General features: G+C 42.0%; 13 protein-coding genes and 5 tRNA genes. 9 read left to right on the top strand and 9 right to left on the bottom strand.

Going from position 1 to position 15,263, the window contains the following annotated elements; all coding sequences use genetic code 11:
- The first annotated feature begins 70 nt into the window (after positions 1-70).
- Positions 71-1,567 (top strand): threonine synthase, encoded by a 1,497-nt coding sequence (gene thrC / locus ACZ42E_RS06730; RefSeq protein WP_464891581.1) that lies wholly within the window; start codon positions 71-73, stop codon positions 1,565-1,567.
- A gap of 51 nt (positions 1,568-1,618) precedes the next feature.
- Here thrC and ACZ42E_RS06725 read toward each other — a convergent pair whose 3' ends face one another.
- Positions 1,619-2,830 carry a cofactor-independent phosphoglycerate mutase gene (locus tag ACZ42E_RS06725; protein ID WP_464891580.1) on the bottom strand — a complete coding sequence of 404 codons (1,212 nt, stop codon included), beginning with the start codon at positions 2,828-2,830 and terminating at the stop codon, positions 1,619-1,621.
- A gap of 233 nt (positions 2,831-3,063) precedes the next feature.
- Between ACZ42E_RS06725 and ACZ42E_RS06720 the strand changes: the two genes are divergently transcribed.
- Positions 3,064-3,891, top strand: a complete 828-nt coding sequence (locus tag ACZ42E_RS06720; RefSeq protein WP_464891579.1) for a methyl-accepting chemotaxis protein — start codon at positions 3,064-3,066, stop codon at positions 3,889-3,891.
- A gap of 5 nt (positions 3,892-3,896) precedes the next feature.
- Here the strand turns inward: ACZ42E_RS06720 and splB are convergent, their stop codons facing one another.
- On the bottom strand, positions 3,897-4,928 hold the full coding sequence (gene splB, locus ACZ42E_RS06715; RefSeq protein ID WP_464891578.1) for a spore photoproduct lyase: 1,032 nt from the start codon (positions 4,926-4,928) through the stop codon (positions 3,897-3,899).
- 133 nt (positions 4,929-5,061) lie between these two features.
- Between splB and ACZ42E_RS06710 the strand changes: the two genes are divergently transcribed.
- From ACZ42E_RS06710 to ACZ42E_RS06690, 5 genes are all read left to right on the top strand, one after another.
- A tRNA-Asp gene (locus ACZ42E_RS06710) sits at positions 5,062-5,137 on the top strand.
- A 75-nt stretch (positions 5,138-5,212) separates the two neighbouring features.
- Positions 5,213-5,288, top strand: a tRNA-Phe gene (locus ACZ42E_RS06705).
- 6 nt (positions 5,289-5,294) lie between these two features.
- A tRNA-Gly gene (locus ACZ42E_RS06700) sits at positions 5,295-5,369 on the top strand.
- A 183-nt stretch (positions 5,370-5,552) separates the two neighbouring features.
- Positions 5,553-5,628 (top strand) — tRNA-Cys (locus tag ACZ42E_RS06695).
- A 16-nt stretch (positions 5,629-5,644) separates the two neighbouring features.
- Positions 5,645-5,733: transfer RNA gene (locus ACZ42E_RS06690), tRNA-Leu, on the top strand.
- Between the two features lie 114 nt (positions 5,734-5,847).
- Here ACZ42E_RS06690 and ACZ42E_RS06685 read toward each other — a convergent pair.
- From ACZ42E_RS06685 to ACZ42E_RS06660, 6 genes are all read right to left on the bottom strand, one after another.
- Positions 5,848-9,537, bottom strand: coding sequence for an Ig-like domain-containing protein (locus ACZ42E_RS06685; RefSeq protein WP_464891577.1), 3,690 nt, complete (start codon positions 9,535-9,537; stop codon positions 5,848-5,850).
- A gap of 17 nt (positions 9,538-9,554) precedes the next feature.
- On the bottom strand, positions 9,555-9,962 hold the full coding sequence (locus tag ACZ42E_RS06680) for an SPOCS domain-containing protein (protein WP_464891576.1): 408 nt from the start codon (positions 9,960-9,962) through the stop codon (positions 9,555-9,557).
- A gap of 19 nt (positions 9,963-9,981) precedes the next feature.
- A complete protein-coding gene (locus tag ACZ42E_RS06675; protein WP_464891575.1) occupies positions 9,982-10,449 on the bottom strand; it encodes a hypothetical protein in 468 nt (155 codons plus the stop codon).
- Between the two features lie 85 nt (positions 10,450-10,534).
- The gene (locus tag ACZ42E_RS06670) at positions 10,535-10,954 is read right to left on the bottom strand and encodes a DUF3794 domain-containing protein (protein ID WP_464891574.1); all 420 of its coding nucleotides are present in this window, start codon (positions 10,952-10,954) and stop codon (positions 10,535-10,537) included.
- Positions 10,955-10,974: 20 nt separating this feature from the next.
- On the bottom strand, positions 10,975-11,472 hold the full coding sequence (locus ACZ42E_RS06665) for an SPOCS domain-containing protein (protein WP_464891573.1): 498 nt from the start codon (positions 11,470-11,472) through the stop codon (positions 10,975-10,977).
- A 15-nt stretch (positions 11,473-11,487) separates the two neighbouring features.
- Positions 11,488-11,985, bottom strand: a complete 498-nt coding sequence (locus ACZ42E_RS06660; RefSeq protein WP_464891572.1) for an SPOCS domain-containing protein — start codon at positions 11,983-11,985, stop codon at positions 11,488-11,490.
- 223 nt (positions 11,986-12,208) lie between these two features.
- Between ACZ42E_RS06660 and ACZ42E_RS06655 the strand changes: the two genes are divergently transcribed.
- Together ACZ42E_RS06655 and ACZ42E_RS06650 are read left to right on the top strand one after the other, a co-directional pair.
- Positions 12,209-12,802 carry a DUF3794 domain-containing protein gene (locus tag ACZ42E_RS06655; protein WP_464891571.1) on the top strand — a complete coding sequence of 198 codons (594 nt, stop codon included), beginning with the start codon at positions 12,209-12,211 and terminating at the stop codon, positions 12,800-12,802.
- 104 nt (positions 12,803-12,906) lie between these two features.
- Complete coding sequence (locus tag ACZ42E_RS06650; RefSeq protein WP_464891570.1) at positions 12,907-13,497, top strand: SPOCS domain-containing protein; 591 nt, start codon at positions 12,907-12,909, stop codon at positions 13,495-13,497.
- Positions 13,498-13,510: 13 nt separating this feature from the next.
- Here the strand turns inward: ACZ42E_RS06650 and ACZ42E_RS06645 are convergent, their stop codons facing one another.
- Positions 13,511-15,196 carry a methyl-accepting chemotaxis protein gene (locus tag ACZ42E_RS06645; protein WP_464891569.1) on the bottom strand — a complete coding sequence of 562 codons (1,686 nt, stop codon included), beginning with the start codon at positions 15,194-15,196 and terminating at the stop codon, positions 13,511-13,513.
- Positions 15,197-15,263 lie beyond the last annotated feature (67 nt).

Raw genomic sequence — 15,263 nt, 5'->3', positions numbered from 1 at the left:
CATATTTCATGATTTAGGCAGTAAAAGCCTTAATAATTAAAAGATGCTTTTCAACAGGGAGGATAATTTAATGAAATATGAAAGCAGCAGAGGTAAATATCGAGGCTTAACTTCAGCAGAAGTCATAAAAATGGGGATAGCTCCTGATGGAGGACTTTTTGTGCCGGAGTTTATACCCCGCCTTACAGAAGAAGATTTGGAAAATATGGGAAGCTTAAATTATCAGGAAAAGGCGGTTTATATTTTAAAAAAATTCCTGACTGATTTTACCGGGGAACAGATTGCAAACTGTGTTAATAATGCTTATAGCAGCCAGAGTTTTGACCATGAAGATATAGCTCCCCTGGTCGCCTTGAACAGCAGGACTTATATTCAGGAATTGTGGCATGGTCCCACCTGTGCTTTTAAAGATATGGCTCTGCAGATATTGCCTTATCTGCTTACTACCAGTTCGTATATTACCGGGGAAACTGATGAAATAGTCATCCTGGTTGCCACTTCAGGAGATACCGGCAAAGCGGCACTGGCCGGTTTTAAAGATGTTGACAATACCCGGATAATAGTTTTTTATCCTGATGAAGGGGTAAGTGAAGTGCAGAAAAGGCAGATGATAACCCAGGAAGGGAATAATGTCCTGGTGGCTGCTGTAAGGGGTAATTTCGATGATGCCCAGAACGGGGTCAAGGAAATATTCAATGACCGGGAATTCAAAGAACTCTTGCAGTCCAGACACAGGAAAATGTCGTCTGCCAATTCTATAAACTGGGGAAGGCTTTTGCCCCAGATAGTGTACTATATAGCTGCCTATCTGGATTTGATAAAGAAAGGAGCCATAAAAAAAGGGGAAAAGATAAATATAGCGGTGCCTACCGGCAATTTCGGAAATATCCTGGCAGCCTTTTACGCAGGCAAGATGGGTATTCCGGTAAATAAACTGATATGTGCTTCCAATGCCAACAATGTGCTGACTGATTTTATAAGGACCGGGGTTTATGACCGCAACCGCAAGTTTGAGAAGACTATTTCCCCTTCTATGGATATACTTATTTCATCTAATCTGGAAAGGCTTTTATATGAGCTGACAGGACGTGATGACAGAAAAGTTTCTTCGTGGATGGAAGAGCTCAAAAATAAAGGGCGTTATGAGGTAGACAGGCTGACAGGCGAAAGGGTAAGGGAGATTTTCTGGGCTGGTTTTTGCAATGATGAAGAGACTATAACGACGATAAGGGAAGTGTGGCAGAAACACAATTATCTTCTGGATACCCATACCGCAGTAGCTTTTAATGTCTATCAGCAGTATCTGAAAGATACCGGTGATGATACAGTTACCGTAATTGCTTCCACTGCCAGCCCTTTCAAATTTGCTGGCAGTGTGGCGGAAGCTGTAGTGCCGGAAGAGATGAGAAAGGATAAAGACGAATTTGCGGTTTTAAACCTTTTGGCTTCCTATACAGGATGGGAAGTTCCTGCAGGGATAAGGGATCTTGACAAGAAGCCTGTACTGCATGATACCGTATGCGACAAGGATGAAATGCGGGAAGTGGTTTTAAAATTTCTGGAATAAGATAATAAAAAACTACCGCCTCTTATTTAAAGCTGGCGGTAGTTTTTTATATTATTTTCCTCTTATAAAGAAGTCCATCAATTTATGGCCGCTTTCGAAAAACATCCCTTTCCGCGCATATTTTTCATTATATATGCCCGGACTTTCATAACAGGGATTATTTTTGTCATATATCATAAAGGGTACCGGTTCTGCGGTATGGGTTTTCAAAGAGAGAGGGGTCGGGTGATCTGGCATTATCATTACCCTTATATCCTCAAAATAGTCCAATGCTTCCCGTATAATGCCTACCACCTCTTTATCAATTTGTTCAATAGCCCATATTTTCTTTTCCAGATTTCCCTGGTGGCTTGCTTCATCTGGCGATTCTATATGCAGGTAGACAAAATCCTGCCCGTTTTTGAGCTCTTTTATAGCAGCTTCTGCTTTTCCTCTAAAATTGGTTTTAATACTTCCGGTAGCTCCTGCAACCTCTACCGGTTTAAGCCCGGCTGCTATACCCAAACCTTTTACCAGGTCCACAGCTGCCACCACGGAGCCTTTAAGGCCGTATTTTTTATAAAAGCTGTTAAGGCAGGGCTTTCTCCCTTCCCCCCACAGCCAGATGGAGTTTGCTTCTTTGAGCCCTTTTTGACGGCGTTTTTTATTGACCGGATGCTCTTTAAGGATGTCCTGGCTTTTTTGCATAAGCTCAAGGATTATTTCCGCATTATCTCCCTCTGGCAAATAAGGGCCTATTTTTCTGTCCGATATGTCATGGGGAGGAGTAAGGCTTAGTTTATAATCTGCTGCCTCTTTCCATACCATGAGATGGCGGTAGCTTATACCGGAATGAAAGCTTATTTTTTCCCCTCCCAGTTTTTGCTGCAGGCAGCTTATAAGCTCCCCTGCTTCATTAGAAGAGATTTCCCCGGCACTGTAGTCGAGCATTATCTTGTTACCGTATTCCTCATCCCCCGAGAGGGTGACCAGATTGCAGCGAAGGGCCAGATCATTATCATTTAGGGGTACTCCCATGCTGATAGCTTCCAGGGGAGAACGGCCTGTATAGTAGATGGCAGGATCATAACCCATAACCGAGAGATTTGCCACGTCACTTCCGGGAGTATATCCTTCGGGTATAGTTTTTACCAGACCGATGAATGCATACTGGGCCAGAATATCTATATTAGGTGTCCTGGCATATTCCAGGGGGGTTTGGCTGCCGAGTCCAGAAACCGGATAGTCAGCCATTCCATCGGTTAACAAGAGTAAATACTTCACTTGATTCAACTCCTATGTCAGATAGTTATGCTGTAAAAATGAAGGATTTTTTGGCTGGGCATGTTTTTACCGCTCTATAAATTTTATAACATTTTTATTTTAAGGGGAAGACAAAGCAGAAAGGGTATTAGGATATAAAAAATAAGAAAAAAGAGGAAAGAATCCATATATATAGAAATATAACTATAAAAAATATTAATGTCACTAAAATTATTGTTTATGGGGGGATAAAATTGAAAAGCCGCTTTTTAGAAGAATTTCCTTACATAGTAAAAATGCTTGTGCCGTTATTTCCCAAGGATACTACCTTTTATGCCACTGATCTTGAAAACTTCATCTTTAAAGACACTACTAATTTTGACGTGCCTTTTGTAAAAGTAGGAGGTCCTTTTGCCAAAGGGGGGCCAGCTGACAAAGCTATTCAAACCAAACAGGTGGTGCAGATGGAGATAGATGAGAGCTATTACGGGATGCCGCTTAAGGTTATAGCAGCTCCTGCTTTTGCTGATGATGACAGGAATAAGGTGGTAGGTGCTTATGGCATAGCGGTAAGGAGGGACAATGCTTTTAATCTGCGCAAAGTAGCCGATACCTATCAGAAAGGGATGCAGGAAATAGCAGCTGCTATTGAAGAGACAGCAGCTTCCGCCAGTGAGATAACAGCAAGCGAACAGAAGCTGAATGAAGAGATAAGCGCTATTTCTGGACTGGCAGCTGAAATTATAAAGGTTTTGGAATACATAAGAAGCATTGCTGATGAAACCAAGATGCTGGGATTGAATGCAGCCATTGAGGCGGCGAGAGCGGGAGATGCCGGCAAGGGCTTTGGAGTGGTAGCGGCAGAAATACGCAAGCTTTCAGAAAGTTCCAAGGAAACGGCCGGAAAAATAAGAGAACTTACCAAGCAGATAGAAGAAAAGATAAACCTGGCCTTAAAGAGTTCGGAGGTTACCCTTCGCGCTACTCAGGAGCAGGCAGCAGCCACGGAAGAAATGAATGCTGGAATAGAGGAACTTACCAGCATGCTGGATGAACTGGTGCGTATTGCCTACGAAATATAACTTTATCAAATCATATAATCGATAACTGCTCCCGGAAACAGCTTGCTTATTTTTTCATTGAAAAAATCTTTCATCTGGTTAAGTTTATCATCTGTATATACGAATTTCCCATAGCCGAATTGGCCGTACTTAAATTTGCGGTCCCTGTTTTCATCCATGGGAAGGAGAGTATCCGGAAAAACCTCCAGGATATTGTTTTTAGCCCTGGCTGTAAAACGGTGGGAGATTATTTCCAGGGTAAAGTCGCTTAAGTCAGCATCTTCAAGATATGAACGCATTTTATGCAAAAGGTCTCCGTACTCTGTTTCCCAGCCTTCCTCAAGTATCACAGGAGCGATTATTACCCCGCTCGGATAGCCATGGCTGGCTACCTTTTTCAGACCGGCAAGCCTTTCTGTGAGATCAGGGGTGCGGTGTTCATAAGTTTTTATTATTCGTTCAGTGTTGAGGCTGAAGCGGATGCGGGTATGTTTGTTATGCTCAAGGGAAAGGAAACTGTCGACATAGGGAAATTTTGTGACAAACCGCAAACGTCCGTATTCTTCAGCCGCGAAAAACTTTATGGCATAACTTAATGCGCCGGAATAAGGCTCAACAGCAACCGGATCAGAGGTAGCAGCAGCTTCAAATATGGTTATTTCAGGTTTCCTTTTTTCTATATACTTTTTGGCCTGCACAAGTATTTCGTCAATATTTACGTAGATGCGGGTATAAGGCTTTTTGCCCAGCTGTGTATTAAGGTAGCAGTATTCGCATATTCCTTCGCATCCGGTTACCAGGGGAAGCTGATAGTGGGCAGAAGGTTTGCAGGTTTCAAACTTTAGATTTTTCCTTATGCCAATTACCAGTGTGCTTTTCCCCTGAAAAAAGGCTTCCCGCGGATTTTTGCCTGGGATGCCGGTAACCCGGTTGTGTGATTTGAGAAAGTTTATATTAAGGCCTTCCTGACGAAGCTTTGCATATATTTTTTTCCCCAGAGGATAATTAAGGGCTTCTTTTTCAAAAAATACTCTTTTAAACCTGACAGCAGTAAGCAATTGATTATTCCTCCTTGCCAGCCAGTTTTTTATTTTTAGTCTTTCATTAAATAAGAATAATATTAAGCAGGGCAAAAAATTTTAGAAAATGTTTGACGAAACGTCAGATAGGTGATATAATAAACATCGTTGTGGAGCTGTGGTGTAGCGGTTAACATGCCGGCCTGTCACGCCGGAGATCGCGGGTTCAATTCCCGTCAGCTCCGCCATAAAATCTAAATTGCAGATTGACAATCAAGACTTAAGCAGCTATAATAGTCAATGCAGCGACAGAAAAGGCTTCTGCCTCGGTAGCTCAGTCGGTAGAGCAGTGGACTGAAAATCCACGTGTCGGTGGTTCGATTCCGCCCCGAGGCACCATTATAAGCGGAAGTAGCTCAGTGGTAGAGCATCGCCTTGCCAAGGCGAGGGCCGCGAGTTCGAATCTCGTCTTCCGCTCCATAAGAAAAATAAAGCGTTACCTTGGTAACGCTTTTATTTTGCCATAAAAACTTGTCCAGTACTTTAATATGTTTCCAGTGCTTTATATAAATTACTTACTTGCTAAAACCTCGAGGTTTTGCTTGCAATATAGGAAAAAAGCTGTTATAATAAATCCTGCGTGAGAGATATAACCCTTTATAGGGGCGGGTGGCGAAGTGGCTAACGCTGAGGTCTGCAAAATCTCCATTCACCGGTTCGAATCCGGTCCCGCCCTCCATAGAAAAAATCTGCATGCCCGGGTGGCGGAATAGGCAGACGCACGGGACTTAAAATCCCGCGGTTGGCAACAACCGTGCCGGTTCGACCCCGGCCTCGGGCACCATATAAGAAAGGGAGGCGCTTGTTGAAGCGTCTTTTTGCTTTAAAAGAGTCCAAAAAAGGCCTGGTTTTAAAACCAGGCCTTTTTTATTGGCTGTATTATAATTTAACCTTAAAATCAACATAACCTGACTCCTACAAAAAGAACCACGCTTTTTCTTATAATGCGGGGATTTAACAGGTGATACTGCTTGTGTTCCACTATGATTACAGGACAAAGTTCAGCATCAAGCGGCAGTTCAGGCCAGATAATATAGCCTAAAAAAGGTTTGACAAAATGTGCAAAATGAACCTTCTGGTCATCAGATGTTGAACTGTAGGTTACTTCAAAAGTTATATGCCCACTTATAATGATTTTGCTTCCTTCAATGGTCTTGATAGCTTTTATGGAATCTATCTCTGGTATAACTTCAAAATTTATAATTTTTTCTACATCAGGCTTTAATTCAGGGATTTGCAGGGTTCCATCAATCAAGATCTGGGTATAATGATCAGGCAGGTTATCTATTATATAAGTGTGCGAAGTTTCCGCAGTAAGCCCTCCGCAGTCAGTTGCCACTGCTTTTACTACATGGGCACCTTCCGAAAATCCTGATGTATCCCATTCATAAATAAATTCAAGACTTTTGGCATTTCCTGCTATTTCTGTGTGTACCAGCACATCATCAATATATATATCTACTTTGGCTAGACATTCATTATCATGGGAAGATATTAAAATGTCTACTATATCTGAAACAGTAGAACTATCCGGCGGTGAAACTATATTTACCACCGGCGGGATGTTATCGATTACGATATCCAGAATTTTGGCGGTAGTATTTGAGCAGCCGTCAAAAGCAGTTGCTTTCAGCTTATAATGCCCATCGGCAAGTAAAGTGGTGTCAAAAGGGGCAGCATAAATACTGTCAAAAGGAGTAGTTACAATAGCGATAAGGTTATAGTTTATCCCTCCGTCACTGGAATATTCAAAAATCACTTGTGTAACCCCTACATTGTCAGCAGCATTTGCCTTAAGTGTTATAGATCCTCTTACAAAACTGTTGTTGGCTGGTGATATCCAGCTAACGGATGGAGGGGTATTATCAATGGTAAATACTCCATTAGATACATCTTCTGCTGTTAATATGCTATCTGAGGTAATAATTTTTATCAGATAATTATTTCCGCTGGAAAGGCTTGCTGTGTTCCAGAAGTAAGAGCAAGGGCAGATGCCGGTGATTCCAGTAGCCAGAACATTAAAACTGCTGCCTCCGTTGGCTGAATACAGTATCGAAAAAGTTAAAGGAGCTCCCATAGGATGTGATGCTTCCCATATTATGTCTGTACCGGGAGGACATATAATTTCCCCTCCATTAGGGCTGATTATTTTGACCTGTGGGGGCAGGTCTATTTTTACCTGTATATCAGCATGGGATGTTTTGCCACATGTGTCAAAAGCGATGGCTCTTAATGTATAAGTTCCGGGGGATAGAGTGTCAAATTCCCAGTTGGTGCTGTAAATATCCATATCAGGGATGGTATCTATGCCGATAATATTGAAAGATATGCCATCGGCTGAGTATAAGAATTCTACCTTGCTTACTCCTACATTGTCGGTAGCTAGAACTTCCAGGGTAAAGGGAGAGGCAGTGATAAGGCTTCCATTTACAGGGGATATCCAGCTGACGGAGGGAGGTGTATTGTCAATGATAAAGGTGCTGTCTGAGGTGTCTTCCCCTTCCAGTTCACCATCAGAAGCTATGACCTTGATAATATAATTGTTGCTGCTTATAAGCCCTGATGTGTCCCAAACATAGGACATAGAAGTAAGTCCTGTGGCCAGAGTAGTATAGGTAACTCCACCATCAGCTGAGTACTGAATTTTATAGGTTAAGGGGTCGCCGTCCGGATCAGATGCCAGCCAGGTAATGGTGGTGCCATTACAGATTATTTCGCCTCCATTAGGATTTAATACGGTAACCTGAGGAGGGCGGTTTATTATGCTGACTTCGGCTGTATCAGTTATACTGTAGCTGGCTGGCGAAGTATCGGTACCGGTCATGGTAACCTGGTTTATAAATATGTGGGTAGTTGCCGGCGGTGCCAGGGCAGTAAGGGTAATGGTATATGCTGCTGGAGTAAGGGGGGGGATGGAAGGCATATTCCAGGTAATTACATTACCAACAATTGAACTGGGAGCTGGAACAGCGGATACAAAAGTTAGTTCAAGAGGTAATGTATCTTTTACCACTACATTATTTAAAGGTAAGGTACCGTAGTTGCCCAAAATAATAGACCAGGTAACGGTATTATTGGGGTTTACTGTCTGATAGGCCGGAGTTTTGTCAAGAAAAGGGGCTGCACCCGGAGTAGCTTGAATAGAAGTACAGTAATTTAGTGAGTAGCTTTCATTGAAGTTGTCACCATAATAGGTGTAGTAGGAAGCGATAGTATTAAAGCCGGGAGCAGGAGGGATGACACTGGCAGTAAAAGTCAGTATAGTGCCGGGACCGGTATGACCGGAAAGGGCACTTTCATCCCAGGTCAGGGTTTGCCCTACTATACTGGTAGGTGGAATACTGGCATCAAAATTATAGGTTACAAATGGAGCCAGGGTGATGGTAACTGAAGCAGAAGTGGCTTCACTGCCTCCTTCATTATCCAGGGAAAAGACTACAGTGCTGGGAAACCCGGCTGGGATACTTAAAGGGGAAGCATTAAGCACGATACGCGGCTTGCCTACGGAAAAAAGCACAGAATTGAGAATGTAGCGCAAGAAAATCATGTCAGTATTGTCAACGTGGGTATAAGGTTTTTTCATGTCATACTTGTATTCATGGCCGCCTTCGTATACAATCTTGCCTGCTCCGGTACCGCCTTTATAGCTGCCTGCTGCCAGAAAATCATAATTTGAAGTTCCTTTTCTGAAATAAGCCAGCCTCTGGGCAGAAGGGCGATAAGTAGCAGTCCAGGTATTTACAGACCCTCCCGGACGGCTGGGAGCAGTAGGGGTAGAAACTGCCTGGGTTAAAGGGAAATCAGGCTTTTCTACAAAAAAGGTATCTCCCTGATTGGCTACGGAAAGTGCAGTGGTTATAAAAGGGCCTACAATAGTTTCGATACTCTGGATGGAGTGGCAGGTGGCATGCAGCATTCCACCTATACGCAAAAATGTGTCCAGGGCATCGCGGGCGGCAACTTCCACCGGATTGTTTCCAGCCCAGTCGCCATCACTGGTGTGGGCAGACAGGAATATATCATATTTTAATCTTTTACAGGGATCAGTGGCACTGGTTAAGAAGCCGTAATTGGCAATAGTGGCATGGTCGAGCACATCGGGGGAGCTTGTTGTCCACACATTTCCATTGGAATCAGGAATTCCTGCGCTGTTGAGATATTTTATTATTATTTGAGCATTGCGTTCTTCTATGCTTATGCGGGGAGCGCGCTTAAGGGTCATGGCAACAGGAGCAGAGAAAGCAGATGTTGCTTGATGGACTGTTACAGAATGGTTAAGCTGCCATGACTGAATTATGGGCAGGGCAGAAGCTGCATAGCTGAAATCGATTATAAAAGGGCCTCCTGCATAATTATGGTTGGTTATAATAGCAGAAGTTTGTATATCCTGGGCTGATGCGACAAAGTCTGTATCATCAACACTGGTTTTTCCAGGCTTAATAGCCCACTTGACCGGAATCCCCTGTTTAAGAAGGGCATATACCAGGCCGTAGGCACTTATCATGCCGGTATCAAGGGTAGCTTTGTTCTGGTAGGTAGTATCCATAGGAATGATATAGGAGCCAGCGGAAAAGTATTCGACTGCCATTTTTACCCTCCTTTCTGTTAAGGATTATTCTGGGTTATATCAATGTGAATGACGATAACCTTGGATAAGTGCCGGTTATCTATCATATGAATCTGGGCATGTTCTTCTGTAATTTCTACACATATAGGACTGCCGGGAGGGGGACCTCCAGGCCATTCTATCAGTTTGGCGAATGGTTCTTCGAAATGGGCTCCGTGTACCTGCTGGTCTGGTACATCAGCTACATATTTTATAACAATGCGAGCCAGGCCTTCTATGATAACCTTGCGTACCGGCAGAGAGGGCTGGGTATTTGTCATAATCCTAGTATCGATGACTTCCGCTTTGGTAATTTCATAGCGGATCATATACCCTAAAAGTTTTTCCATAGGCGGTTTTTTGTCAGGTATGGTAAGGTTGTGGTTTATGACGAGTTCATCCCACATATTTATCCCTCCTCATTTATCAGGTGTTTTTCTGAAGCCATATAAGGAGGATTATTTCATAGGAAATGGTTCGCTCATCAATTTGTACATATTGTTCATATTCTACACAGACATGTACTATATACTGGTTGATATCGAAATCCAGGGGAAGAAGCGATCCGTCCTTATTTTTTATTAGAGCCTGGAAAGGAATATCAAAGTGGGCAAAATGCATTTTTTGGTCTTCTGTTTTTGCTATATACTCAATTCCTATCATAAATTTGCCTACAGTAAGGATTTTTTTTCCCGGCGGCTTTTTTACAGTTATGGTTATAAATTTGGTTATATCTATTTCGTGCATAGTATTGAAAATCTGCTCTTTAGGAGGTTTGTTGACTGGTATTTCTACAATTCCATTTAAAGGCAACTGCGTATAGTAATCTATTTCGTCTCCAGGACGGGGACAAAGTTCAAAGCTGGTTTTGCTGCTTGTGCAGTATTTATCCATTACACTTAGCCTCCTTAAGGTAGTTTTTAACAATAAGAACCTCCGTTGGGAGGCTCTTATGATGATAATTTCTGATTTGTCTTTATTATTTTCTATATACTTCCAGATGGATAAGAAGTGCCTTAAAGATTCTCCTTTCATCTTCTTTTATAAATACCGCTTTTTCTATAATGGGCTTAACTATGATAGGAGTTCCCTGCGGTGGGCCTCCAGGCCATTCGATAAGGGTGCAGAACTGAACATCGAAGTGGGCAAGATGTACCTGCTGATCGTCTACCAGAGCAGAATATTTGATTTTTATTTTGGCGATACCGGTTATGATAACTTTTCTAAGCTGCAGGGAAGTATCTTCAGGATAGACTAAAGGAGTATCTATTACTTCTGCCTTGGTTATTTCTATATCAACCATGGTATCTAATATACATTCCATAGGGGGTTTTTGCGGGGGGATGATCAATTTGCTGTCAATAGGCACTTCTGTAAATACCCCGGTAAAAGTAAGCATATAATTACCTCCTTAAAAAATTATTTTTTCTCCAGCCAGATTAAAATGACCAGAACCGCTTTTATTTCTCTTTTGTTTAATTGATGATACTGCTCATGTTCCAGGCATATATGAATTTTATAATCCTCTATATCAAAGTCGGGGTCATCTATGAGGCCGCGGTTGGTATAGGGGTCACAGGGGCGATAGCCTATTATTCCCTGGAAGGGGATATCCCAGTGGGCGAAATGTACCTGCTGTTCAGGCATATCTGCCGAGTATTCAATCCCCAGCTTTAAGGTACCGCTTACCACTACTTTTTTACGCAGCTTTTCTTCGCGGTCTCCCAGGTCTACGGTTATAACTTCTACATCAGTAACCACAAAATTTTTGATTACATTGGTAATCAGTTCTTTATCCGGTTTCTGGGGAGGTATATATAAATGTTCACATATAATTACTTCGGTGAAATAATGCTGTTCGGGATCGGTAGGACATAATACATCCGCCAGGCTTATAGTATCATTTAAGCAAGTCACTTTATGAGCCCTCCTTTATGATATTTCTTCTGCCCAGATAAGAAGCAGCAGCTCAAAATACATTTTGCGTTCATCTATCTGCTTCTTAATCAGTTTTTCAATACAGACATGAACTACATAACCGTTGGTGAATATGGAGTCATGAGGATCGATTAAAAGGCCGCAGTCATTTAGAAGTATAGTCTGGAAAGGCAGCTGGGCGCGGAAAAAGTGTACCTTTTGATCGGGGGTTAAGGCAGAATACTGGATTCCCAGATAAATATTGCCGGCAACAAATATTTTGTTTCCGGGGTTAGGCTGAAGCGGGACAGGATCATCAGGAAGGGTCACTGTAACCGTCTGGACGTCAACCAGTTCAGCTTTGACATCGATATTTACTATCTGTTCGGCAGAAGGCTTTTGAACGGGGATTTCTACCACATCAGATACAAATATTTCCTTAAAATACTTGGCGACTCTATCCGGATAAGCAGGACAGAGTTCCACTACACTGGCAGGCATCAGAGTCATCATTAAACCTCCTTAAATGTTTTTTAAATAAAAAGCCAGAAGATAAAAATGTTAACTTTTGCTATTTATCATCTGGTGTATTTTATGTAAAAAGGCAAATTCGTGTTACGGTTTTAAGACCTGGGGAAACAAAAACCTTAAAGTCTGAATATTTTATAGTAAAGAGATAGCCAGGCTTGAAGGATTTTTTGAAATAAGCCGATAGGGAAAAGAAAGGATGATAAGAATGTTTGACAAGATTGAGCAGCATGGTTTGCCTGAAAGGTATCCGCCCAGGGATCATATATGCCACTACAAACAGGTAAGCATAAATGAATATCTGGTTGTTCCCTGTGTTAAACCCCCGATAGAGCAGCTTTTGGAGGTAAAGGTGCATCCTGTTGTAGATGAATGTGTGATTATAGAAACGCCGGTAGGCAAGAAGCTGGTGATAAAAGGTTATGTGGAGCAGAAGATAATCTATGTTGCCGATGTTCCCTGCCAGTCAGTGCATGCAGCCCATTTTACCATACCCTTCTGCCATTTTGAAGAAATATCGTCAAGCTGTATATGGAGCACGTGTGATTTAAATAAGCCAAATGTACTGGTAGAATATGTATGTGCCCAAAAAACCGGGCCTAAAGAAATAGCCAAATGTGTAATACTTTTCATATGGTGGCCTAAAAAAAGCCATCATCTGCCCCCTTGTCCCCCGCCTGTGCCGCCTTGTCCGCCCAGTCCTTGTTCAACCGGGGAAAGTGGGACTCATCATCACCATAATTATGTACCAGTATGCAAAAACTGCAGCATGTACGGAAACTGTCCCATACAGATTAAATAATAATAAAAAACAGGGATTGCGAAGAGTCCCTGTTTTTTTAGTAACTTTTTTGGCTAAAAACTCATAATTTAGTAGAAGGTATGATTAAAAGGGTGGCTGTTGTAATGTCTGCAAAAATTGAGTATTTTGGCGATAAGACATTGTTTCCCCAGCCAGGGCATATACTGGCTTTCAATCAGTTTATAGTGGAAAAGTGTATAGAGATTCCGCGAGATAAGCCCAATATGGCAAGGATTGTCGATGTCAAGCCTTTGGCTGAAATAGATGTTTACCAGTTTATCGACAGCCCGCAGGTAAAGAAAGTTTTTATCCGCGGGCATATAGAACAGGAAATACTCTATATAGCTGATATACCCTGCCAGGTAGTGTATGGATTTCAGGCAGCTTATTCTTTTTGCACATTTATAGATTTGCATGAATGCGGCATAGCTGATTTTAGCCAGCTAGAGAGTTTAAAACCTAAAATACTGATTGAATTTATGGAAACTTTCAAAACCTGTTCCCGTTCTGTAAGCCAGTGCACAATTTTGTTTGTATGGTATCCAGGGGCAGGTGTTATTCCGCCTGGACCTCATCCCCTTTATACTTATCCTCCCTTTTTTCCCACCATAAACATAATACAGGAATGCAAAAACGAATGCCGGCCTAAAGTAGTAAAATCGCGTCCCAGGACCAAACATTACATTTATAAATAAGCGGTGGCTGATATTAACTTGCAGTATCAGCCACCTTTTCCTGTACCGCAGTATTTTCTGAAGGAGGCTTAAAAACTATATCTATCAAATTCTGCAGTTCCAGAGCAAGCAAGGATAAGCCTTCTGTCCGGTCATTTAGTTCCTTGCTGTTCTGGTACTGCTTTTTGGTTAATTGGAGTATATGCTCGAGTTTAGCAAAGACTTCTTCATTCTGCTGGTATATGGCATTGAGTTCTTCAGCGACCTGGGGCAAACTGGCAAGCAGGCTGTTGGTGGAACTGACCGAGTTTTCAATATGTTTGAAACCTTCATTTATGTCGGACTTGATGGCATCGAAAACTTTTCTGGTATCTTCAATCTGGCTATTTATATCTTTTATAAGTTTATACATGTTATTGAATTCAGCCAGCAGTAGGGCAAATGAATTTTTGGCCTGGTCAAGCATATAAAAGGCTTTTTTGGAGAAATTGCGCGCTTCCAGGGCTAACTGGCTGATTTCTTCAGCTACTACTGCAAAACCTCTGCCTGCCTCACCGGCCCTGGCTGCTTCTATGGTGGCATTTAAGGCTAAAAGGCCGGTATGGGAAGATATTTTTTCAATGGATATATTTATGTCATTGAGGTTTTGCAGGTGTTTTTCCGTTTCCTTTACTATTTTTTGAAGGGATGCTGCATAATTGTCAGTAGAAAGCACTTTATCATGGGTAGCTAGAAGGGATTTTTCCCCTTCCCTTGCTGCCTGCAGGATGTGCTGGCTTATTTTTATGCTTTCTTCATTCTGGATTTTTATGTCGCTGGCTGTTGCAGAGAGTTCCTCCATGAAATTTTTTATGCTGGTTATGGATGCGTTTTGTTCGCGCATTTGATAGTTTATATCTTCTACCCGGTTTTTTATATGGCTAGCTGCCTGACGGTTTTCTTCCGCAGAATTTTTAAAATCTGCGCTGTCAGCATTTAATGTGGATACAGAATAGGTGATTTTATCAAAAAACTGCTTGAGGAAAGCAAACATCTGATTGAAGCTTTTGCTCAGCACCGCTATTTCTTTTATATCCGTTGGGGAGGCAATAGCGGCATCAAATTTCCCCTCTTCTAGGGAAACTGCCAGCTGGCTTATTTCATGCAAAGGCCTGGTAATAGCTTTTATACTGCGGGAAAAAATCAAAAAAGCCAGCAAAACTATACCTGCTGCCAGGGAATAGGTGACATATTTGAGCCTGTATATGGGCCTTAGGATTTCATTTTTTTTAAAGACCAGGAGGGCTAATATCTGGTTGTCAGCTGAATAGGCGTAAGAAATTATGTAATTTCCTTTTTCCAGGGTGCCTTTTTGGTTTTTTATCATGGCAGATATCTGCTCTGGCTTAAACCGGAGATTTTTTTCTTCTCCGGCTATCTGTATGATGTTATTCTGGCTGTCTATAAGGTACTGGCTGATGTTGTAGCCGTGTTCTCTAAGATATTCGGTACGCTGGCCGGTAAGGTAGTAGTTCAGTTTGTTGTTAAAGTTTCTGGTGTCTGTGGTTGCCCGGAGGACATTCATCTGCTGGACTATATTTTGGGCAGAAACTACGGCCTGCTGTTTTATAAGGGAAGTAAGCTGCTGTTTTTGTAAAGAAAGATTTAAAATGGTAAAAGGGATAGTGATGCAGAAAATGATGAAAGTGGCGATAAGCATAAGTTTGGTTTGCAATTTCATGGCCTGTTTCCTCCTGCTGTACGTATTTGGTTAACCATGGAAAAATTATAAGAAGGGAAAGTAAAAA

This window comes from Thermosyntropha tengcongensis (assembly GCF_055381335.1).
This window is presented reverse-complemented; position numbering and strand designations above follow the sequence as displayed.